Source organism: Nonomuraea sp. NPDC005983 (assembly GCF_040614375.1).
GTDB lineage: Bacteria > Actinomycetota > Actinomycetes > Streptosporangiales > Streptosporangiaceae > Nonomuraea.
Window position 1 is genome coordinate 1 of record NZ_JBEXUP010000093.1, and the last position, 22304, is coordinate 22304.

16 protein-coding genes and 1 pseudogene are annotated in these 22304 nt (G+C 70.7%); 4 read left to right on the forward strand and 13 right to left on the reverse strand.

The genetic code is table 11. From position 1 onward, the window contains the following. From ABZ297_RS31910 to ABZ297_RS31925, 4 genes and pseudogenes are all read right to left on the reverse strand, one after another. Nucleotides 1-557: pseudogene (locus tag ABZ297_RS31910) on the reverse strand (hypothetical protein); the annotation flags it as partial. A gap of 21 nt (nt 558-578) precedes the next feature. Further along, nucleotides 579-2246 (reverse strand): protein kinase, encoded by a 1668-nt coding sequence (locus ABZ297_RS31915; RefSeq protein ID WP_355353828.1) that lies wholly within the window; start codon nt 2244-2246, stop codon nt 579-581. Nucleotides 2247-2357: 111 nt separating this feature from the next. Then, on the reverse strand, nt 2358-4811 hold the full coding sequence (locus ABZ297_RS31920) for a protein kinase (RefSeq protein ID WP_355353831.1): 2454 nt from the start codon (nt 4809-4811) through the stop codon (nt 2358-2360). Nucleotides 4812-4886: 75 nt separating this feature from the next. Next, nucleotides 4887-5522, reverse strand: a complete 636-nt coding sequence (locus tag ABZ297_RS31925; protein ID WP_355353834.1) for a pyridoxamine 5'-phosphate oxidase family protein — start codon at nt 5520-5522, stop codon at nt 4887-4889. Between the two features lie 72 nt (nt 5523-5594). Between ABZ297_RS31925 and ABZ297_RS31930 the strand changes: the two genes are divergently transcribed. Further along, nucleotides 5595-7025: a PLP-dependent aminotransferase family protein gene (locus tag ABZ297_RS31930; protein ID WP_355353837.1), complete on the forward strand. Its 1431-nt coding sequence runs from the start codon at nt 5595-5597 to the stop codon at nt 7023-7025. Here ABZ297_RS31930 and ABZ297_RS31935 read toward each other — a convergent pair. Together ABZ297_RS31935 and ABZ297_RS31940 are read right to left on the reverse strand one after the other, a co-directional pair. Further along, complete coding sequence (locus ABZ297_RS31935; RefSeq protein WP_355353840.1) at nt 7022-8128, reverse strand: DegT/DnrJ/EryC1/StrS family aminotransferase; 1107 nt, start codon at nt 8126-8128, stop codon at nt 7022-7024. The genes ABZ297_RS31930 and ABZ297_RS31935 overlap by 4 nt on opposite strands. Beyond that, nucleotides 8125-9162: a GNAT family N-acetyltransferase gene (locus tag ABZ297_RS31940; RefSeq protein WP_355353843.1), complete on the reverse strand. Its 1038-nt coding sequence runs from the start codon at nt 9160-9162 to the stop codon at nt 8125-8127. The genes ABZ297_RS31935 and ABZ297_RS31940 overlap by 4 nt, the downstream gene beginning before the upstream one ends. 198 nt (nt 9163-9360) lie before the next feature. On the opposite strand from ABZ297_RS31940, the gene ABZ297_RS31945 reads away from it, so the two are divergent. From ABZ297_RS31945 to ABZ297_RS31955, 3 genes are all read left to right on the forward strand, one after another. After that, nucleotides 9361-10395, forward strand: coding sequence for a phosphotransferase family protein (locus ABZ297_RS31945; protein WP_355353846.1), 1035 nt, complete (start codon nt 9361-9363; stop codon nt 10393-10395). Then, nucleotides 10392-11141, forward strand: coding sequence for an SDR family oxidoreductase (locus ABZ297_RS31950; protein ID WP_355353849.1), 750 nt, complete (start codon nt 10392-10394; stop codon nt 11139-11141). The genes ABZ297_RS31945 and ABZ297_RS31950 overlap by 4 nt, the downstream gene beginning before the upstream one ends. 98 nt (nt 11142-11239) lie before the next feature. Next, on the forward strand, nt 11240-12640 hold the full coding sequence (locus ABZ297_RS31955; protein ID WP_355353852.1) for a xylan 1,4-beta-xylosidase: 1401 nt from the start codon (nt 11240-11242) through the stop codon (nt 12638-12640). A gap of 26 nt (nt 12641-12666) precedes the next feature. On the opposite strand, the gene ABZ297_RS31960 is transcribed toward ABZ297_RS31955, so the two are convergent. From ABZ297_RS31960 to ABZ297_RS31990, 7 genes are all read right to left on the reverse strand, one after another. Beyond that, a complete protein-coding gene (locus ABZ297_RS31960; RefSeq protein WP_355353855.1) occupies nt 12667-13869 on the reverse strand; it encodes a DUF418 domain-containing protein in 1203 nt (400 codons plus the stop codon). 69 nt (nt 13870-13938) lie between these two features. After that, nucleotides 13939-17034, reverse strand: a complete 3096-nt coding sequence (locus ABZ297_RS31965; RefSeq protein WP_355353858.1) for a hypothetical protein — start codon at nt 17032-17034, stop codon at nt 13939-13941. A gap of 92 nt (nt 17035-17126) precedes the next feature. Next, nucleotides 17127-18443 (reverse strand): polysaccharide biosynthesis C-terminal domain-containing protein, encoded by a 1317-nt coding sequence (locus tag ABZ297_RS31970; protein WP_355353861.1) that lies wholly within the window; start codon nt 18441-18443, stop codon nt 17127-17129. Then, nucleotides 18436-19233, reverse strand: coding sequence for a polysaccharide deacetylase family protein (locus ABZ297_RS31975; RefSeq protein ID WP_355353864.1), 798 nt, complete (start codon nt 19231-19233; stop codon nt 18436-18438). Before ABZ297_RS31975 ends, ABZ297_RS31970 begins: the two co-directional genes overlap by 8 nt. Continuing rightward, on the reverse strand, nt 19230-20171 hold the full coding sequence (locus ABZ297_RS31980) for a glycosyltransferase family 2 protein (RefSeq protein ID WP_355353867.1): 942 nt from the start codon (nt 20169-20171) through the stop codon (nt 19230-19232). Before ABZ297_RS31980 ends, ABZ297_RS31975 begins: the two co-directional genes overlap by 4 nt. Before the next feature lie 12 nt (nt 20172-20183). Next, a complete protein-coding gene (locus ABZ297_RS31985) occupies nt 20184-21017 on the reverse strand; it encodes a glycosyltransferase family 2 protein (protein WP_355353870.1) in 834 nt (277 codons plus the stop codon). Between the two features lie 169 nt (nt 21018-21186). Then, the gene (locus ABZ297_RS31990; RefSeq protein WP_355353873.1) at nt 21187-22302 is read right to left on the reverse strand and encodes a GNAT family N-acetyltransferase; all 1116 of its coding nucleotides are present in this window, start codon (nt 22300-22302) and stop codon (nt 21187-21189) included. Nucleotides 22303-22304 lie beyond the last annotated feature (2 nt).

Below are 22304 nucleotides of genomic sequence, written 5' to 3' on the forward strand. Positions count from 1 at the left end.
GCCAGCCCGCGTGCCAGCGCCGCCCAGGACGCCGCGTCCCGCTCCGGCATGGACGCCTGCCCCCTGAGCGCGTCCGCCAGGCCACGCTCGGAGAGCAGGGATGCGCCCTCGGCCGTGACCACCACCGTGCCCGGATGCACCGAGCCGTGCGTGACACCCGCCGCGTGCAGCGCGAGCAGCGTCTGCGCCGTCTCGGCCAGCACCGCAGCCGCCCCGCCCGGGTCGATCGGCCCGGCCGACAGCAGGTCCGACACGGTCGGGCTGACCGCCTGCGCGGTGAGCAGCCACACCTGCTCGCCCGCCGCCACCACGTCCGCCACCGGGATCAAGCCCGCGAGCCCGCCGAGCACGAGCCGCTGGTCGGTCATGACCGCCGCCACGACCCGGTCGCGCACGCCCGGCAGCCCGACGATCTTCGGGTCGAACAGCAGCGCTCCGGCCCGGCGGCCGTCAGGCGAGATCGCGTCGATCCAGTTGCCCAGCTCGGTGATCCAGGTGTGCTCGGTGAGCCGGAAGCCGGCGATCCCGTTGGTCGCGTTGTTCCCCGCGTTGTTCATCGCCGCCGCCCCCTAGCGCTGCTAGCGCCTTCGCCGGTGCCGTCCCGCCATACGGCGTTTCACCGCAAGTGTGACCGGAACCGTGCCGGACGTCACCAGGCCCAGCGCCAGCAGCGCCGCCGGGGTGCTGCCCGGCTGCTCGATCTCGGGCGCGGGCGTCGGCTCGCCGGGCACCCTGCCGGTGTTCGTCGGGGTCTCACCGCCGCCTGGCGGCTCGGAGCTGGGCGGCGGGGTGTCGGGACGCGTGGGCCTGACGGTCGGCGACGCGGTCGTGGGCTGCGAGGACGGCTGCCTGGGCGGGGTCGTCCCGGTGTTGTCCACCCCGGACCTGCCGGTGAGCTCAGGGTCCGGCGACTCCGTGGGGGTGGCCTTCACGGTCGTCCTGACCGGGGTGGGGGTGGGCCTGACGGTCCTGGTCCTGCTCGGCTTGGGGGTGGGCGACTTGGTGACGGGCTTCGGAGAGGAGGTGACGGCGGTGGCCGGCTGCGTCGTACGCGGTGTCGGCTGCAGTGTCGTCTTGTCCGGTGTGGGTGTGGGTGTGGGGTCGTCCTCCGACGGCTCCGTCGGCTCGTCGGACGGCTCCTCGGTGGCGGGAGGCTCGGTTCCCGGCGCGGCCGTGCTCGGCGTCACCTGCGAGGTCTGTGCCTGCAGGACGGGGTCGACGTCGATGGCGTTCACGAGCACCACGGCTACGCCGATCACCACGCCCAGCGAGACGGTGCCGATCAGGATCTTCATCGGGAGCCTGCTCAGCAGCCCGGGAGGGTCGGCGAAGGTGGTCTCCGCGAGCGAGGTCTGCACCTCGACCGGTGCCTCGGGCGCGCTGGGGAAGAGCAGGAGCAGCAGCCCCGCGAGCCTGGCCAGCCGGTGGCGGCCGCGCTCCTCCCAGTCGGCCCCGTACGCCCTGCCTGCGACCTCTTCCAACTCGGCCAGGAACGTCTCGGCGGACGACGGCCGGTCGGCGGGGTGCTTGGCCAGGCCGCGCTCGACCAGCCCCTGCAGCGGCTCCGGCACCTCCTGGACCGGCGGCGGCGTGCTGTGGTGCTGACGGGCGAGCGCCGCGACGTTGGACGCGCGGAAGGGACGGGCGCCGGTGAGGCACTCGAAGAAGACCACGGTGGCGGCGTAGACGTCGGTCGCGGGCGCGGCGGAGCCTCCCGACCACTGCTCGGGGGCCATGTAGGGCGGGGTGCCCGCGGCGCTCGCGCCCTCGCCCGCCCGGACCGCGATGCCGAAGTCGACGAGCTTGCTAGCGCCGTCGTCCTGCACCATCACGTTCTCGGGCTTGAAGTCGCGGTGCACGACGCCGATCGAGTGCGCGGCGGCCAGGCCCTGCAGCGAGCCCTTGAGCACCGCGAGCGCGGCTTCGGGCCCCGTGGGCCCCTCGGACCGCAGGATCTCCCGCAGCGACACCCCGTTGACCAGCTCCATGACGATGGCCGCGCCCTCGCTGCTCTCGACGTAGTCGATGAGCTGGGCGTTGTGCGGGGTGCGCAGCGTGCCGAGCAGGCGGGCCTCGTGCCGGAAGCGGGCGACGAAGCTCACGTCGATTCTCAGCCGGTCGGAGAGGTACTTGATGGCGACCTCGGTGCCGTCGTGGTCGCGCCGGGCGAGCACCACCCGGCCGCCGGCCCCGGTGCCGAGCTCTCGGACCTCCGTGTAGCCGGGAACCCCCCACTGCCCATCCATAAGGTGCTCCTCGCGAGACGTCTGGGCCCCCACCCTCATCAGACGAACCGTAGCTTAACCAGCGGCAACCCTTTTCCCGCTACCAGTTCGGACAAGTCAGGAAATGTGTCGTCAGTCGATGGTCCCGGGGGTTTCCGGCGCCGGCGTCTTCGGCTCCTCTGACTGGCAGTCAGGCGTCCGTCCGCCGCCCTTGTCACCGCCGTTGTCCGCCTGCGGTCGGCTCGCCGCCTCCACCAGCCAGGACGTGCCGCAGGGCAGTTCGCCGAAGGTGTGGCTGACCACCTGGGAGTACTCCGTCCGTCCTGACAGCTCGAACGTCTCGGTGCCGGCGATCCTGCCGCCGACGGAGAACGAGACGTTCAGCCGGACCGGCTGCTCGTTGTCCGTGGTGACGGAGATCACGGCGGAGGCGACCCCGCGAGGGCTGAGCGAGGCCCGCGTGACCGTGATCCGCTTCACCCCGGGCGGGCAGGAGACCTCGGTCCGCGCGGTGGCCTGCCTGTCTCCCGCGCGCACCACGACCGACACGGTCGCGCCGCACGGGCGGGTCTTGAAGCCCTGGCTGAACTGCCTGCTGTAGGACGTCCGGCCGGACAGGGTGGCGGAACGGGTCCCGACCTCGTCTCCGTTGACGCGGAACGACACCTCGACGGGCACCGCGCCAGTGCCGCTGGTGACCACGCCGACCTGGGCCAGGGCGTCAGCGTCCGGCGGCGCGTCCATGCGGAGCGCCACCCGCAGCCCGCTCACCTCCGTCGGGCAGGGCGGCACGGCGGTGGTGGCCGTCCTGGCGCCGCCGGGGGCGGCGGGCGTGGTGGTGACCGTCAGCGTGACGTCCTGCCCACACGGACGCTCGCCGAAGGCGTGGGTGAGCGTGCGGGTGTAGGCCTGCGCGCCGCCGAGCCTGAGGCGCCGGGTCGCGACGGTGTCGCCCGCCACGGCCCAGGTCGCGGTCGCGGTGATGGGCGCGGTGCCGGTGGCGCGGACGGAGAACGTCCCGCTGGCCACGGAGTCGCCGTCGACCGCGAGCCCGCCCACGCTCAGCGCGGAGACCGAGGTGATCGGCGTGGGCGTCACGGTCTGCGTGATCGTCGGCGTGACGGTGGGCGTCACCTTGGGCGTCGGCTTGGGTGTCACCTTGGGCGTCGCCTTGGGCGTCGGCTTGGGCGTCGCCTTCGGGGTCGCCTTCGGGGTCGGCTTGGGAGTGGCCGACCTGGTCGGGGTCCTCGTGACCGCCGGCGTGACGGTGGGCTTCGGCGTGCGCGTCGCCGGAGGCGGCACGACGGACTGCCGCCTGGTGCGGGTGGGCGGCGCCACGGCCGAGGGCTCGGCCGACGGGCTCTCCTCGGGGCTCGCCATGTCGGACGGCGTCTCAGGCGGTGGCGAGGCCAGCTCGGCCGGGGCCTGCGAGGTGGGAGGTCCCGCCGCCGCCACGTCGAACGGCGTCGCGGCGCGTTCCCTGCTCGACAGCGCGACGACCGCGGCGATGGCCACGGCCGCGGCCAGGGTGACGCCCATCGCCATGCGCACGGCGTGGTGCCTGACCGCCCGTCCCACCGAGCGGCCCACTGAGCGGCCCATGGAACGGCTCACCGAGCGGCCTGCCGAATGGCTGGACGAGCGCCTGCGCCGCACCCTGCGGAAGACCGTGCGTCCCAGGCTGGTCGAGACCTCCGCGGGCGGGGTCTGGGGGACGGGCAGCAGCAGGGCGAGCAGCGCCACCAGCGCGACCAGCCGCCGTTTCCCGCGCTCCTCCCAGTCCTCGCCGAACGCGGCCCTGGCCGTCTCCTCCAGTTCGCGGACGAACGCGTCGGCGCCGGCAGGCCGGGCCGCCGGGTCCTTGGCCAGTCCGCGCAGGATCAGCGCGCGCACCGCCCCCGGCGCGTCGTGGACCGGGATCGGGGCGTGCTTGTGCTGGTAGCCGAGGACGCTCGGCTCGGTCGAGCGGTAGGGGCGGTGCCCGGTCAGGCACTCGAAGAAGGTCACCGTGGCCGCGTACACGTCCGTGGCAGGGGAGGCGGGCCGTCCCTCCCACAGCTCGGGGGCCATGTAGGGGGGAGTCCCCTCGGGGTGCGTGATCGTACCCTGCCGCACGGCGACGCCGAAGTCGACGAGCTTGCTGACCCCGTCGTCCCTGACGACGACGTTCTCCGGCTTGTAGTCCTTGTGGACGACGCCGGCGCGGTGCGCCCTGGCCAGCCCGAGCAGCGAGCCCTTGAGCACGACCAGGGCCGCCTCCGGCCCCGTCGTGCCGTTCTCGCGCAGCAGGGCGCGCAGCGAGACGCCGTTGACCAGCTCCATCACGATGGCCGCGCCGTCGCGGGTCTGGATGTACTCCCACATCGTGGCGATGTTCTGGTCCCGTAACGTGGTCAGCAGCCGGGCCTCCGACTGGAACCTCGACAGCGCCACCGGGTCGCGCAGCATCCTCTCGGAGAGGTATTTGACGGCGACCTTCACCCCGGTCTCGTCGTGCACCGCCAGCACGACACGACCGCTGACACCCGATCCGAGCTGCTTGACCTCGGTGTATCCGGGAGCGCTCCACTCCATGGCATCCCCCATCAGGAGTCGGCCCACCTGATGAGACGCGTGAGCTAGCAGCCGGGTTTGCCAGGTGGCTCCTGATTTATGGAACTACTACCGGCCGCTGATGTGAACAGGTACATCGATACCTTCTGGGAGCATCTCGTCCGCTACCGGCTTGCCCCAGGCCGTCACCAGAGGCAGCACCCCGGCCCAGACGGGCAGCGCGTAGTCCTCCTCCTCGTCGTTGGGCCCGCCGCGCCGCAGCTTGACGGACGCCTCATCCAGCGACAGGGCCAGCACCGCCGTCGCGGCCAGCTCCTTGCGCGACGGTTGGCGCACGTACTCCCACTGGCCGGGGGCGAGCTGCTCGGTCAGGGCGCGGAGCCCCTCCAGCCGCTCCTCGGGGTCCGTCACCAGCCTGGCGTGGCCGTAGATGATCGCCGAGCGGTAGTTGAAGGAGTGGTTGAACACCGAGCGGGCCAGCACCAGGCCGTCGACGTGGGTGACCGTGACGCACACCTCCGCGCCGCCGCCCGCGCGCAGCGACTGGGCGCCCGTGGAGCCGTGCAGGTAGAGGGTGTCGCCGATGCGGCCGTACCCCGTCGGCACCACCATGGGATGGCCGTCGACCACCACGCCCAGGTGGCAGACGAGCCCGGTGTCGAGCACCTCGTACAGGTCGTTCCTGTCGGTGCTGCCACGGTGCTTCTCGCGGCCGAGCGTGGTGCGGGGTGTGGTGGAGAGCATGCCGTCGACGCTAGTGCGAAAGTGGACTTATCCTATAGGGCCACTACCGACCGCTTCCCGGAGACCACTTCCGTGCGTACCCTCGTCGACCTGCCCGTATCCCTGTCGAGGGAGTCGTCCACGCCACTCTCGGCGCAGCTCACGGACTGGCTGCGGCACGCCATGCTGGCGGGGACTCTCGCGCCGGGGGAGCGGCTGCCGTCATCGCGCGGCCTCGCGGCGCAGCTCGTGGTCAGCCGGACCGTGGTCACGGAGGCGTACCAGCAGCTCTACGCGGAAGGCTGGCTGGAGGGACGGCACGGCTCGGGCACCTTCGTGGCCCCCTCCGACACCCCGCGCAGGGAAACCCCCCGGGCGGCCTGGCATCCGGACGGCACGTCTCCCGGCGCATGGCGTCCGGACGAGAACGCGGACCGGCGTCCCGCGACGCCGGGCGACCTGATCGACCTCACCCCCGGCACCCCCTGGGTGCGCGACTACGACAGGGCCGCCTGGAAACGCGCCTGGCGCAGCGCCGGCGACCTTCCTCTCAGGGGCACGTCCGACCCGTACGGCCTGCCGCGCCTCAGGGAGCTGCTCGCCGACCACCTGCGCCGGGCCAGGGCCGTGCCGGTCGGCCCGGAGAACGTCCTGGTCACCAGGGGCACCGGCAACGGCCTGGACCTGTGCGCCCTCGCCCTGCTGGGGGGCGGCGGGCGGGCCGGCGTCGAGGACCCCGGCTACCACGTGGCCCGCACCGTGTTCGCGGCCAGGGGGGCGCGGGTCGTGCCCTGCCCGGTGGACGAGGACGGCGTGATCGTCGACGGGCTCCCGGAGGATCTCCGCGTCCTCTACACGACCCCCGCCCACCAGTACCCGCTCGGAGGCAGGCTGCCGATCCCGCGCAGGGAACGCCTGCTGGCCTGGGCCCGGCGCACCGGCGCGACGATCGTGGAGGACGACTACGACGGCGAGTTCCGCTACGACGTGGCCCCGCTGCCCGCCCTCTACGGCCTGGACCCGTCGCGGGTGGTGCTGCTCGGCACCCTGTCCAAGACCCTCGGGCCGGACGTCGGCGTCGGCTGGCTGGTCGGCGCCCCCGACCTGCTGGCCAGGATCGCCGCCCTCAGGGAGAGCGTGTCGGACCGTACCAGCGGCCCCGTCCAGCAAGCCGTCGCGACCCTGCTGGAACGCGGCGACCTCGACCGGCACCTGCGCAGGATGCGCCTGGAGTACGCCCGTCGCCGCGCCCAGATCGTCGAGACGCTCGGCCCGGTCTGCCGCCTGCGTGGCGACACGGCCGGGCTGCACGTGCTGGCGGAGCTGCCGCCGGACACCGTCCAGGGAGTCGTCGCCAGGGCCAGGGAGCGCGGCGTCCTGCTCGACAGTGCCCAGCGCCACCACCACAGCAGGGAACGGCTGCACGGCCTGGTGATCGGGTACGGTTCCGCGTCGCTCGCGGACGTCCGGCGCGGCTGCCAGATCCTCGCCGACCTGATCGCCGGGCCACCGGCGGAGGGTTAGGCGGGCAGCAGCCGCTGGAGCACCGGCAGCGAGCGGGAGACGTACAGCGGGTCGACCGGCAGGACGTGCCGCGCCCACCAGCGGGCGGGCTCCGGATCAGGGGAGGCGTCGCAGTAGCCGGGGGCGTAGTCGTCGTACGGCGGGTCGTAGAGGTAGCCGGTCGCGACGCCGTTGCGCTCCAGCTCGGCGATCGCCGCGTCGCGGTCGCGCACCAGCAGGGGGACGCGGAACAGGGGCTGGTCCAGGTTGTCGCGCACCGCCTGGGCGACCGTGGGCAGCTCGGCCAGCCGCCGCACGCCCGCCAGCCTGCGCTCGCGGACGCGGGGAACCTTGGCCAGCCGCCTGGACTGGTACCAGGTCGCGAGCGCCCCCCGGCGGGCGCGGTAGTCGTGCAGGTCGGCCCGGACCCAGGGGTCGAACGGCGGCAGCGATGGCGCCTGCTTCGTGGCGGCGTCGAGCGCGTCGCGGCGCAGCGCGATGCGGTAGCCGTCGCGGGCCTCCTGCATGCCCAGCGCGCGCATCACCTTGAGCGCCGGGCGGACCAGGTTGAGGCTGAGCGCCGCCTGCCTGGCCATCGAGCCGGCCACGCCGACCAGCTCCGCGCGGAACGCGCCGGGTTCGAGCAGCTGGTCGCGGGCGCGTTCCAGGGCGCGCAGGTCCGGCAGGTCCGCCACCGCCAGGACCCCGCCGGAGCCGGCACCCGGGTGCTTGGACAGGCTGAAGACCCCGGCCTGGCCGAACGTGCCGAGGGGCCGCCCGCCGAGCGTGGTTTCGAGGGCGTGCGCCACATCCTCGATCAGGATCTTTCCGGTGTAGGCGGATACGTCGTCCGGCAGCCCGTACAGGTTGGTCGTCAGGACGGCGTCCACCTCGGAGAGATTCACCCGGGACGCGTCGATGTTGCCGTCGCGGCGCGACAGCGGCGCGATCACCGGGCGCAGCCCGGCCGCCAGCACCAGGAAGAGGATCTCGTCGGCCGAGACGGGAGACATGAGCAGCCGCTGCCCCGGCGTGCACCAGTGGCGCAGCGCCAGGTACAGGCCGAGCCGGTTGGACGGGAGCGTCAGGCAGTGGCGCCCGGTGCGCTCCGCGATCGGCCTCACGACTGGAAGGCGCTGCGCAGCCGCCCGAACGTCTTGAGCGCGCGGTCGGCCGTCCTGTGCAGCAGCGGGTTGGCCAGCACCGTGGCCCTCGTCTTGCGGACGGGCACCCGCATCATCCAGTGCAGCGCCGCCGACGGCCTGACCCTGGCCACCCGGCCCTCGGCCACCTGCAGCTCGGCGTTCTTGAGCTTCTCCTTGTACTCCTTCTGGCCCCGGCCCATGTCGATCATCTGGATGCCCGACTCCGCGGCCCGCTCGGCCATCGCCAGGTGGTGGATGAGGCCGGGCGAGGACTTGGCGTACTGCGTGTCGTACGCCGGGAACCAGCCCGCCAGCGTGGTGCGGGTGCGGAGACCGAAGTGCCCGGCCATCGGCTCGCCGTCGACGTAGATCATGTCGAGGACTCCGGCGAAGCCCGGAGTCTGCGTGGCGAGCAGCCGCTCCACCAGCTCGACGATCCACTGGTGGGCGAACCTGTCGGTGCGGCCCGTGCGCCGGTACTGGTCGGTCTTCCAGCCGAGCAGCGTGCGCAGCGGCTCGAGGTCGGTCGTCGCGTAGTCGTGTCGGATCGGTCCAATATCGCGCTGCAGCTTGCGGGACTTGGCCAGCGTGGACTTGTAGGTCTTGCCGGAGTGCTCGCGCAGGAAGTCGGCGTACGCCGGGTAGCCGTCGTGCAGGTCGATGGCCGGCGAGGGGTGGCGCTCGTGCCGCTCGGAGAGCAGCGGCTGGCCGGAGACGAGATGGTCGAACTCGTAGACCGACAGCCCGCAGTCCTTGATCAGCCGCCGCGGGTCGAGCTCCAGGTCCTTGACGTGGACGAGGCCCTGCGCGTCGGTCAGCCCCGCCGCGACCGGTTTGCCGATGCCGAACGGGTGTCGTTCGAAGGGGAAGAAGCCGATGATCTCGGGGCCGTCGTAAAGGACCCCGACTCGGACCATGTCCCGCAGCTCGCCCACCGTGAGCGTGAACTCGGGCGAGAGGAACGGATTGTCGAAGGACGCGTCGGCCTCCTGCAGTGCCCGCCATCGGCTCACTTCAGGTTTCCCAAGGTCGCGGGGGTGAACGACTGTGACGCGCATGGGCTCCTACTGTCAGCATACTTTCAGGAAAGCATGCACGGAGGCGTATACGCCCAGGTTAAAGGATCTAAACAGTGATCGCTCCCACCCCCTCGGACTGTTACGTAATTCTCAGCTAGCTTTCAGGACCGAGTGTCGTTCTAATGTGTGTCCATGACCGTACCTGGGATTGACTGGCCACGGCTGGTCGCGTGGCTGGGTGCGCACGTGCCCGACGCGGGCGAGCCCCTGTCCGTCTCGATGATCGCCGGCGGAAAGTCGAACCTGACCTATCTCGTGGAGGCCCGCGACCGCCGGGTGGTGCTGCGCCGCCCGCCGCTCGGGCACGTCCTGCCGACCGCGCACGACATGCGGCGCGAGTGGCGGGTCATCTCCGCGCTGGCCCCGACGCCGGTGCCGGTCCCGGAGCCGGTCGCCTTCTGCGCCGACGAGGACGTCATCGGCGCGCCGTTCTACCTGATGGGCCACGTCGACGGCGCGGCCGTGCGCACCAGGGAGGAGCTCGGCGAGCCCGGCGCCGAGAGCACCAAGCGGCTGTCCGAGCGGCTCTCCGAGGTGCTGGCGGCCATCCACGCCGTCGACTACCGCGAGGTCGGCCTGGCCGATTTCGGACGCCCGGAGGGTTACCTGGCCAGGCAGCTCGACCGCTGGTGCCAGCAGTGGGAGCGGTCGAAGACCGCCGACCTGCCGGAGTTCGACCGGCTGGTGTCGAGGCTGCGCGCGCGCATGCCGTCCGGCTCCGCCTGCACGCTCGTGCACGGCGACTACCGGCTCGACAACACCCTGGTGCGGCTCGCGCCGCGGCCCGAGATCCTGGCGGTGGTCGACTGGGAGATGTCCACGCTCGGCGACCCGCTGGCCGACCTCGGGCTCACGCTGACCTACTGGCAGGACCCCGGCGACGAGGAGCGGGCCGGAATCCCGGTGGCGGGGGACGTGACTCTGGCTCCCGGTTTCCTCAACGCCGCCGAATTCGCCACCCACTACGGAAAGGCATCCGGGCGCGATATTTCGGATCTTGGATTTTATGTGGCTTTCGGTGGCTTCAAGCTCGCGGTCATCGTGGAGGGTATCCACGCCCGCTTCCGTCAGGGTAAGACCGTGGGGGAGGGGTTCGAGAACATCGGCTCCGCCGTCCCCACCCTGATCGCCCGCGCCCACCGCATGCTCGACCAGGAGGACTCGTGAGTAGCGTTGCACTGATCACCGGAGCGGCGAGCGGCATCGGCGCCGCGGTGGCCCGCAGGCTGTCCGCCGGAGGCGCCAGGTGCGTCCTGGTGGACGTCGACGGTGCGGGCGTCGAGCGGGTCGCCAAGGAGATCGGCGGCGTGTGGCTGGCCGCGGACGTCAGCGACGAGGAGGCCTCCCACCGGGCCGTCGCCCTCGCCGAGCAGACCCACGGGCGCCTCGACCTGGTCCACCTCAACGCCGGGATCTCCAGCGGCGTCGACCTTGCCGCGTTCGACCTGGCGCGTTACCGCAAGACGCTCGGCGTCAACGTCGACGGCGTCGTCTTCGGCGTCACGGCCGCGGTGCCGCTGCTGAAGCGGTCGGGCGGCGGCGCGATCGTGGTCACCGCGTCGCTGGCCGGGCTGGTCGGCTTCGACGGAGACCCGATCTACACCATGACCAAGCACGCCGTGGTGGGGCTCGTCAGGGCCCTGGCCGTGCCGCTGTCGAAGGAGAACATCAGGATCGGCGCGGTCTGCCCCGGCTTCACCGACACCCCGCTCGTGGCCGGCACGCGGGAGGTGTTCGTCAACGCCGGATTCCCGCTGCTTTCGGCGGATGATGTGGCCGCCGCGGTCGAATCCGCCTTCTACGCGGAGGAACCAGGAACCCTCCTCGTCGTCCAGCCAGGCAGGCAGCCGGTGCCGTACCGTTATGCCGGAGTGCCCGGCCCGGCCGGTCATCAACGACCGCCGGCTACTTGACGACCGCAAGTAATTTGCAAGTCCGACAGATACCGTTATAAAGGCCGGGGCTCTGTAACCCGGCCTTTCGTTTGTCCACGCGTGTGAAGGAGCGTCCCGTGATTCCCAACGACGGTCGTCATACGCGCAGACGATCTCCCTGGCCGATCGCGGTGGGCGCGGGCGTCCTCGCCGTGGCCCTCGTCGTCGCGATCATGGTGTACGCCGGGAACCGGGTCGGTTCGAGAGACGGCTCCAGAGACGGATACAAGGGCGGCGAGGTGGCCCAGGTCGGGCCCAGCGAGCCCGCGCCCAGCCTGCGGCAGCCGCCCCAGACGGAGAACTGGCCGCGCTGGGGCGTCACCCACACCCAGTACAGCGCCGACAACACCCCCCGCGAGCTCACCGATCGCGCCAGCGACATCCTGGCCCGCGTCCCGATGCTGCAGAACCAGCACGTCATGGGCTGGGGCGTGGGCAACCCCGAGCCGAGCCCCGGCCAGTACAACTTCCGCGACCTCGACCGGCGGCTGCGGTTCATGTCGTCCTCGCGGGCCCTCCCCGTCATCACGCTGTGCTGCGCGCCCGACTGGATGAAGGGCGGCCAGGCCGGGCGCACCGACTGGAGCAAGAACGACACCGTCGCCCCGAAACGGGAGAACTTCGACGACTACGCCAAACTGGCGGCCCAGGTCGCCAGGCAGTACCCGACCGTCAAGTACTTCATGGTCTGGAACGAGTTCAAGGGCTTCTGGGACCCGTCCACCAGTCGCTGGGACGCCGAGGGCTACACCGAGCTGTACAACAAGGTGTACGACGCCCTGAAGAAGGTGAGCGGCGACATCCAGGTCGGCGGCCCCTACATGCCGATCGAGAGCAACGCGCGCGCCTCCGCGTCCGAGCTGAGCGGCCCGTGGGGCACGGTCGACCAGCGCGCGCTCGACGCGATCGAGTACTGGATCGAGCACAAGAAGGGCGCCGACTTCGTCGTCGTCGACGGCGCCTCGATGACCAACGACCGGGCCAACATCCCCGACGACTTCGGCGCGCAGGCCAAGTTCAGCGCGATCACCACCTGGCTCAGGCAGAAGACCAACGACATGCCCGTGTGGTGGGCCGAGTGGTACGTCGAGCCCGAGAACGCGGGCTGGAGCGAGGAGAAGCGCACCGCGGTCCAGGCCACGACCCTGATGGAGTTCGCCAAGAGCGGCGTGACGACGGCCCTGTACTGGAACCCGCAGCAGAAGTCCGGCGCCGACTGCCGCGGCTGCCTCTGGACCCCCGACAGGGGCGAGGAGATGCCGATGGCGGGGCTGCTGAGCGGCTTCACCCGGTGGTTCCCCGCAGGGGTCAAGCTCGACGAGGTCCAGTCCTCGAACCCGAAGATCAAGGTGCTGGCGCAGGAACGCCAGATGGTCATGGTCAACACCTCTGACGCTCCCGTCACCGCCGACGTCGACGGCAAGCAGGTCACGTTCAAGCCGTACGAGATCAAGTGGAGCGGCCGCGGCGACGGCTGAGACGGCACTCCGGCCGCCCGCCGCGGTCAGGGGGTGGTCGAGGTGTGACGGGCCCGGTGCACGGCGCCGGGTTTGTTCCAGTACGTGAGGAACCGCAGCAGCCACTCCACCGGCCCGTACCGGTGCCCGCGCAGCCACCAGTGGCTGTAGAGCACCTGCACGGCGAAGACCCCCAACGCGATCAGCACCTGCCAGGGCGGGGCCACTCGGTCCACGAGCGCCAGGCCGTACCCGGTGAAGATCAGGCAGCAGATCAGCGACTGCCCGAGATAGTTCGACAGCGCCATCCGCCCCGGCATCGCCAGCAGCCTGCCGACGCGCGGCATGTGCGGCAGCAGCCGCAGGAACGTCGCCGCGTACGCCGCCGCCAGGAGCGGCGCGGTGACCAGGTCCACCGCCTCGCCGAGGAACTTGTGCACGGTCCCGTTCCAGGCCGACTGCGTGTAGACGAACGCGCCCGCCGCCCCGACCGTGAAGCCGACCCACTGGAGCTTGCGCAGCGCCGAGGTGTGTGCGGAGATGTCGCGCAGCGCCCCCAGCTTGCCGACGGCCAGCCCGATCAGGCAGGCGGCCAGCACGGCGGGCCCCTGGAAGAGCACCCGCAGCACGACGATCAGCGACAGCTTGCGGACGTGCTCCGACACGATCTGGACGGCCGAGCCACCCAGCGCCTGGTCCGCCTTGACGGCCTCCACGGCGCCGTGCGAGACCGTGCCGGCCGTGTCCAGGCCCAGCACCGCCAGCAGGGCCAGCAGCATGAAGCCCAGGGCCAGCACACAGGTCAGGACGACCGCCAGCACGACGGCCGACTTGGGAGTGATCCGGCGCAGCACCAGCAGCGCCAGCCCGACCGCCGCGTACGTGGTCAGGATGTCGCCGGGGAACAGCAGCACGGCGTGCGCCAGGCCGATCAGGAACAACCCGCCCAGGCGCCGGAGGAACATCGGGACGAACGCCCTGCCCTGCCGCACCGCCGAGTCGAGCTGCAACGTGAAGCTGTAGCCGAACAGGAACGAGAACAGCAGGTAGAACTTGTTCTCGAAGAACATGGTGACGCCCCACCGGACGACCCAGTCGGCCGATGAGTTGAACGCCGGTTCCGCCATCCCGGCCATCCGGTAACCGGAGGCCAGGAAGGCGATGTTCACCAGGAGGATTCCCAGGAGTGAGAACCCGCGAAGAGCGTCGACGGAGGTGATCCGGGACGCCGCAAGTCGGCCGTCATTCATCGCGTGATGTGTCTCCTGCGTCCTCATCAGCGAACATCATCCCGCAAAAACTGAGAGTTTCCTGTGAATTTAGTTATTTGCTGCGATGTACACGAATCGTTCGATGATCACTGCTATGGCCACCACGAAGGCCGGAATTGCCACGAAGAGCAGGCGTTTTCTGGCGCGCGGAGCCCGATTCGGCCCGTTGAGGCGGATCACTTCGTAACCGAACAGAGACACCCAGGTGACAGCGAGCGCGCCGAGGCCGACCGGCGTCCACGGTGAGGTGGGGTCGCCGCGGCCCTTGTACGGCTGCGGTTCCGGGATCTCCGTGCCCTTCACGAACTTCTTCAGCGTGTACAGCGCCGCGTCGTCGTTGGAGAAGACCTTGTTCAGGTCCGGCGAGGCGTCGAGCGCCGCCCTGAACTTCGGGCCCCAGTCTTCCGGGAAGCCCTCGTTGAGCTGGAGGTAGCTGACCTGACCGCGGCTGACCGCGAGGTAGGTGTTGCGCGGCGACGCCTTCAGCTTGGCCACCGCGCCGGAGATCTGTGTCGGGTCCTTGTAGACACGCGCCTGGCCGTTGAAGTTGACCAGGTCGACGTCCCGCTCGCCCCACGGGAGCGTGGGCGTGACGTTCTGGCTCTCCTCCGGCACCAGGTACACCACCCGGGCGCTCGGCTTGTCGTGCTGGTAGACGTAGTGCATCGCGGCGATCTCGCCGGTCGTCACCCGCTCGAACTTCTCGTTGCCGTACCGGGCGACCAGGAAGGCCATCGCGAACAGCACCGCGAAACAGGCCGCGAGCACGACGCTGATCCGCTTGGTCAACTCCGGGTCGAAGCGGACGTTCCGCTTGCGGATCGGGACGGTCTCCTCCCGGACGTCCGCGCTGTCGGCGGGCAGGTTCGGGAAGAACGCGTACGCGGCCAGCAGGCAGGCGCCGGGCAGCGCGAACATGTAGATGCGCAGCCCGATCTCGCCGCCGTAGCTCTGCAGCCCCAGCGCCAGCACCGGCACGCAGAGCAGGATCAGCGCCGCCCTGTCGAACACCCCCCGCCGCAACCGCCGCAACAGGCCCGTCGCGGCCAGCGCGAGGATCACCACCAGGATGCCCAGCCGCGCCTTCAGCACCAGCGCGTGCGCCGGGTCGCTGCCCGCGATGCGGTCGCCGGTGTTGCTCTGGAGGTTGTCGAGGATCCGGCCCAGGCCGCCGAAGATGGCGTCGATCTGGCCGGCCCAGAAGCCCACCGTCTCGTAGCTGATCCAGGCCGCCACCACCAGGCCGAAGAAGAACGGCAGCGCCCACGTCAGCGAGGTCCGCTTGAACAGCAGGAACGCCGTCACCACGCCCAGCATCATGAACGGGGTGATCTGGTGCGAGGCCGTCGCCGCGAAGAACAGCGCGATGAGCATGAGCAGCATCAGCAGCTTGTCGGCCCGGAACGTGCCGGTGTTGGCCAGTTCGCCGGGCGTCATCGCGTCCAGGCGGCCGAGCAACTTGCGCAGGCCCTTCGGGGCGATCGGCTTGGTGCGGGGCTCGACGCGTCCGAACCAGCGCAGCAGGATCGCCACGAACGCCAGGTACAGGGCGAAGGTGAAGCCCTGCGGCGAGAAGTAGTCCTGGCCGATCCACTGCACGAGCACGAACAGCAGCGCCGCGAACCAGCGCGCCCGGGTGGTCGCCACCACCTGGCGCAGGATCAGCACGAACGGCAGCAGGTAGAGCAGGTTCGACAGCAACGGAGTCCACTGCAGGATCGTCGTCATGTCGGAGATGCCCGCCGCCTTCGTCACGAAGGCGAACAGCGCGAAGAAGCCCGGCCAGCCCATGCGGGCGTCGATGTTGATCGCCGTCTCGCCGGTTCTGCCGATGAACTCCACGAAACCGGCGTGAATGTACGCCGTGGGGAAGCGCGGCTCGGTCGCCACCAGCGCTCCCGCGCCGTGCAGGGCGAACGTGATGGCCGCGATCTGGAACAGCAGCAGGAACTTGCGGTCGGTTCTCTGGGCGACGGTGACGAAGAACGACACCAACATGATCAGGATCGCCGCGAACGCGCTCAGCGGCAGCGCCGCGATCAGGCCCAGGCCGTTGATGTCGGCCGGGTTCACCCCGCGCAGCGGACCCGGCGCCGCCTTCAGCGCCAGGACGTACATGATCAGGCCCTCGAGCGTGAGCAGCACGGGCAGCCACTTGGGGGCGCTCTGCAGCAGCGCCGCCAGCCCCCGCGCCCGCGGCCCCTTGGCAGGCCCGGCGGCGGCGGAGGGCGCCTTGGTGGCGGGGGCCTCCGCGGGCGTCCTCTTGGTGGCCTGTGGGCCCGTGGGGGGTGTCTCGGTGGGCGGGGACGCCTTGAGGGCCTGCGGCCCGGTGTGCGCCCCCTTGCCGGGCAGCCGGACCGCGGCCGTCACCTCGGCCGCGGACGCCTCCGGGAGCTCCGCCGCGCCCCTCTCGCTCACCGCCTCCGAGGCGGCCGCGCCCTGCGGAGCCTCGCCCGGGGTAGTGGCACCCGGGGCGGTCGCGCCAGGGGTGGTCGTGCCCGAGGGAGTGGCGTCCGAGGAAGGCGCGCCCGGTGGAGTCACGCCCTGGGGCACCATGGCGAAGGGCTGCGTTCCTGCGGCGGACAGGTCCTCAGGCGCGCCGTCGGGGCGCTCCGCCTCACCGGCAGACGTCCCTTCGGACGCCGGGCTCTGTGCGCCCGGCGCAGGAGTCTCGTCCGGATCGCCGGGCGTTTCGGTGACGGGCTTGTCGGGGTGCGTGACCTCGGCAGCCGTGGGCGGGCTGCCGATGTGCAGCGGAGCCAGCCTCGGGAGGCGTATCTGCGTCGTCGTGTCCGCGTCACCGCTGTCGGCCGCGTCGCCGTTGTCGCCCTCGGTCGCGGTCGCGGTGGCGTCTGCGTCGATGCGGCCCGCCGGGTCGCCGGCGTCGCTCGCGTCGTCAGCGCCCTGCTCGTCAGCGCCCTGCTCGTCAGCGCCCTGCTCGTCGGCGCCCTGCTCGTCGGCGGCTCCCTCGTCGGGGTTCTCGTCGGCGTCGGCCTGCGGCTGGTCGGAGGCGGTGTCGGACGGGTCGCCGGAGGGCTCGGAGCCCGGGGTGTCCGGCTCGTCGGGGGAGTCGGCGGGGCTGTCCTTGGCAGGGGCGAACGTCAGACGGGGGATCACTCCCGTCGCCTCCGGATCGAAGGGCACGCCTGATTCCTCCCCCATGCCCCCCTTAAGGTCGGAGGAGCCGCTGATGCCCGTTGTCATGCCATCGCCGTCCCGTTGCCTCACGTTGACCATCATGAGGCCCCAGGCGACCCCTGAGCGACGCTAGGCTGCCCGGTTTGGTGGTAGTTGAGTATTTTGCGTAGCGATCTGAAGATCAAAAGCGCTACCAACAGCTCGCTGAACAGTAGCCCGTACCCGACCGCGTTGACCCCGAAGGTCGGGAACAACGCGATGGTCGACACGAGCACCAGCCCCGCCAGCCCCATCTGGACGAGGGCCAGCTTCCTGGCCTCGCTCTGTGCCCGGAGCGCGCTCAGGTAGACCTCGATGAGCACCCTCGGCAGCACGGCCAGCGACATGAGCCGCAGCAGCGTCGTCCCCTCGTCGGCGAACTCCGAGCCGAAGATGGTCAGGATCAGCGGCGCCCCCGCGATCGCCACCGCGATGATCGGCACGATGATCATGAAGGCCCGCCGCAGCGCTCTGCGGCAGTTCTCGGCCAGCTGCGACCGCTCGAAGGCCCCCTCGACGGTCAGCGACACCGCCATGTTCATCGCCAGCAGTTCGATCATGCTGGCCAGCGTGTGCGCCATCGAGAAGCGGCCGAACGTGGCCTCGCCCACCTGGGTGGCCACGACCACCGGCACGAGGTAGACGATCGCCAGGATCGACAGCGTGCCGGGGAAGTCGCCCGCCAGGAAGCGGCCCACCTCGCGCAGTCTCGGCGGCTCGACCGCGTCCTTGGTCTGCTTCACGTGCCGGGGGACGACGACGCCGAAGATCAGCCAGTTCACCGGGATCAGCGCGAGCGCCGTCGGCACCATCCAGGAGACGAAGATGCCGCCGTTGGGGAGCGCGCTGGCCATCGCGACCAGCAGCCCCATCTTGACCACGCCGAAGACCAGGTTGTTCAGCGGCACCCAGGTGGCCTTGCGCAGGCCGGTCAGCACCACGTCCTGCAGGGTGAAGACCGCCCAGACCAGCACGGAGCCGAGGAAGAACAGCCCGGGCCCGAAACCGCCGAGCACCGAGTACGTCTTGCCCCACAGCGGCAGCGTCAGCAGGAAGCCGAGCGCCGCCACCCCGCCCGTCGCGGCGGCCAGCCCGTACCCGCGCAGGATCAACTCGGGCGTGCGGCGGCCCGCCACCGGCAGGAAGCGGGCCAGCGCGCCCACGAAGCCCAGCGCGGTCAGCGACGCGAACAGCCGCATCAGCGTGATCACCGCCTGGCCGCGGCCGAACTCCTCCGGGGTGAAGAAGTGCGCCGCGAGCAGCCAGTACCCCATGCCGAGCGTCGCCGTAACGGCCGTGTTGGCCATGAGCGCGTAACCGTTGCGGAACAGCGGGTTACGCAGGTCGCGCAGGATCCGCCGCCAGATGCTAGACATTTCCGCGCACCCGCCGCAGGCCGTACCTGGTGCGCCTGACGACCGCGTAGCCCTTGGTGAGGACCCGCTCCCGCAGGTAGATGAGGGGTACGGCGCTGCCCTCGACGGCACGCCTGAACATGCTCATGGTGGTGTGCCTGGCGACCGTCAGCCGCGGGATGGCCAGCATGTCGTGCCGGTCGGCGGCGATCGTGTTGTTCACGGCGCACGCCGCGAAGTACCCGGCCTTGCGCACCTCACGGCGGACCCGTGCGCTGGAGTACCCGTACGGGTAGGCCATGGTGGCGACCGGCGCGCCGATCTTCTCCTCCAGCAGCCCCTTGTTCCTGCGCAGCTCCTGCCGCAGGTCCTCGGTGCGGAGCTGGTCGAGCTGGGGGTGGCTGTGGCTGTGGCCGCCGATCTCGATGCCGGTCTGGGAGGCCTCGCGGGCCTGGGTCCAGGTGAGCATCTCGTCCAGTGCCCTGCCCGCTGCGTCGTCGCCCGCGTCGGCGACCCAGCCGCTGGTCAGGAAGACCGTGGCGGGGAAGCGGTAGCGGTCGAGCAGGGGCAGAGCGTGCGAGTGGAAGTCGGCGTATCCGTCATCGAAAGTGATCACGACGGGCTTGGACGGCATGCCGGTGTTCTTGTTCCGCGACGCGACCAGGTCGCCGAGCGTCATCGGGGTGAAGCCGCTCTCCGACAGGTAGGCGAGCTGGTCGGCCAGGTCGGAGGGGCGTACCGAATGCGGCCTGGTCTCCTCGTTGGGCCGGTCGGTGACCGAGTGGTACATCAGGATGGGCACCCGGATCATGACCGCGCCCCCTTCAGGCGCGCGGAGCCGACCACGTACCCCCAGGTGGTCCAGGCCAGCCCGATCACGATCGCGGTGGCCCTGCCGAGCCCGCCCACATCGCCCCGCAGCGCCTCGCCGACACCACGGAGCGCGCCGAGCGGCAGCGTCTTCAACGCGTGCGCCCGCTCGCTGGCCAGGCCGTCCTGGGTGCCGACCTCCCGTGTCACCAGGGCCTTCGACAGCCCTTCCGCGTAGCACCTGGACCTGAAGTAGGCGAACCCCTCGCGCTGCCGCGACACCTTGTGCCCGATCACCGCCCGGGGTTCGAACAGCATGACCGAGCCTGGTTTGCGCTGGCTCAACCTGATGCAAAACTCCGTCTCCTCGCAGCCCAGCGGCCTGCTCTTGCGCCCCTGGACGCTGCGTCCGATGCCGCTGTGGAAACCGCCCACCTCGGACACGACCTCGCGCAGGAAGGCCGCGTTGCCTCCCATCACGTTCCTGATCGGCGCCCTGACCGCGGGCATGCCGCGGTAGGTGCAGCCCACCGTCCAGTCGAACTCGTACGGGAACCATCGCGGCCTGCGCTCGGACGCCCACAACGGGTCGGTGCGCCCGCCCACGCCGACGACGCCCGGCTCCTGGAAGCCCTCCTCCAAAGCCTCCAGCCAGCCGGGATCGGCGACCGCGTCGTCGTCGAGGAACGCGACGACCTCGCCGGTGGCCGTGGCCACGCCGGTGTTCTTGCCGCCGGACAGCCCCTGCTCGTGCGTGTTCTCCACCACGATGGCCTGTGGATACGCGCGCTTGAGCTTCAGGAGCAGCTCCGGGTTGTGGTCGACGACCAGGATCAGCTCGTGCGGCCGGCGTCGCTGGTTCTCGACCGACTCGACCGCCTGCCTGATGTCCTCCCAGCGCTCCTCGGTGTAGACGCAGATGACGACTGACGTGTTCACTGCTTGCCTCTTTTAAGCGACACCCCGGTCCGCGGTCGGAGCCGCGGCGGGCTTGGGCTGCGGCGGAGAGGGCTGGCGGCGCCACTCGCGCAGGATGGTCTTGAGCACGCGGATGCCGTCGCGCACGGCTCGGAGGTTGCTCTCGCCGTGGATGCGGCACCGCTCGTGGCTCGGCACCTCGTGCACCTTGAGCCCGGCCTTGGCGGCGCGGATGTTCATCAGGGTCTCGACCTCGAAGCCGTCGCAGTCGAGGTCGAGCACGTCGAGGTGACGGGCCCAGAAGGCGTTGTAGCCGTAGCACAGGTCGGTGTACTGGGTGCCGTACATCACGTTCACGATGCCGGTGAGGACCTTGTTGCCGAAGCGGCGGTTGAAGGTCAGGTCGTCGCTGCCGCCGCCCGCGGCGTACCGCGAGCCCTTGACGAAGTCGGCGCCGGTGACCAGCGCGCCCACGAACGAGATGATCTCGTGCCCGTCGGTGGAGCCGTCGGCGTCGATCATCACGATGATGTCGCCGGTGCAGGCGGCGAACCCGGCGGCCAGCGCGTCGCCCTTGCCCTTGCCGGTCTGCGTGACGATCTTCACGTTCGGCCGCAGCCGCCTGGCGACCGCCACCGTGTCGTCGACGGAGTTGCCGTCGACGAGCACGATCTCGTCGATCCACTGCGGCAGTGTGGCGAACACGTGCGGGAGGTTCTCGGCCTCGTTCATCGCCGGCACCACGACGCTCACCGTTGGAGAAATGGCCAGGTGAGGCGTGACGGGCGTGAAGCGCTCGATGGGAGGCACAGATCGCAAGGGCGCGACTTGGATCTTGCCGTTGGCCTTCGTTATCTCGGGACTCATGGTTGGGGAAATCCTTCCGGGACCCTTCTCAACGCAACGTCCGCGACCGTCCTGGGTGCTGGGAGAACGGCGGGTGCGGCGAACGCTGCACCAAGGGGTCCAGTGGAGTGGAAATGAGGGTGCTGTGCTGTGCCGGGGGGTGGTGCTGTGCAGGGGGGTGGCGGAGCGCTCAGCGCGCGCCCGTCGGTTCTTTGACGACTGCGTTCGCTGATTCCTGCTGCATGGAAGTGCGCACACGGCCGAAGCCCTTCAACACGCGGTCGGCCACCTTATAGAGAGACGGCCGGTCGGTGACGATTGTTCGGGCTTTGTTGAGAGGAGTTCTGCCCATCCAGTGCACCGCCGCAGTGGCGGACGGTCTGGACACGCGGCCCTCGGCGACGTACAGGACACCGCTCTTGAGCCAGTCCTTGTATTCCTTGCCGCCCTTGCCCATGTCGACCATGTGCAGACCGGCAGCAGCCGCCGCCTCGGCCATCTGGAGGTGGTGCACGATGCCCGGGGAGTACCGTGCGAACTCCGTGTCGTAGGCGGGGAACCATCCGACGAGCGTGGTGGCCGTGCGCAGGCCGAAGTGGCCCGCGACCGGCACGTCGCCGGCGTAGAGCATGGTCAGCGCGCCGGAGAAGTCGGCCGACTTCTCGGCGTGCATGAGGTCGATCAGCTCCACGATCCATGGCTGGGCGAACCTGTCGACCCGGCCGGTCCGCCGGTACTGGTCCGATTTCCAGGCCAGCAGTGTGCGCAACTCCTCGGGGTCGGGTGAGTCCCAGGCGAACCGCAGCCCGCCCTGCTCCCTGCCGAGCTTGCGCTCCTTGTAGCGGACCGTCTTCAGGTTCTTCGGCGAGTTGGCCTTCACCTGGTCGAGCCAGGCGTCGAAGCCCTGGGTGAAGTCCATGACCGGCGCCGGTCGTACGTCGTTCTCGTACGGGGCGAACGTGGGCTGCCCCGCGACGAGGTGGTCGAAGTCGAACACGCTGAGCTTGCAGGCCCGGAGCAGGCCCTTCGCGTCGATCTTCAATTCGGGGACGGAGATCAGCCCGTGGCAGGTGGTCAGGAAGCCGCCGAGCGGCTTGCCGATGCCGAAGCTGTGCCGCTCGAACGGGAAGAATCCGGCGATGGCGTGGCCGTCGTGGATGACCGCGACCCTCACGTAGTCGCGCAGGCGGTCCATCGCGACCGCGAACTCGACCGACAGGAACGGGTTGTCAAGGCTGGGATCGGCCTTCTGCAGCTCACGCCATCGAACGCGCTCGGACCCTCCGAGCTCTCCCGGGCGAACCACTG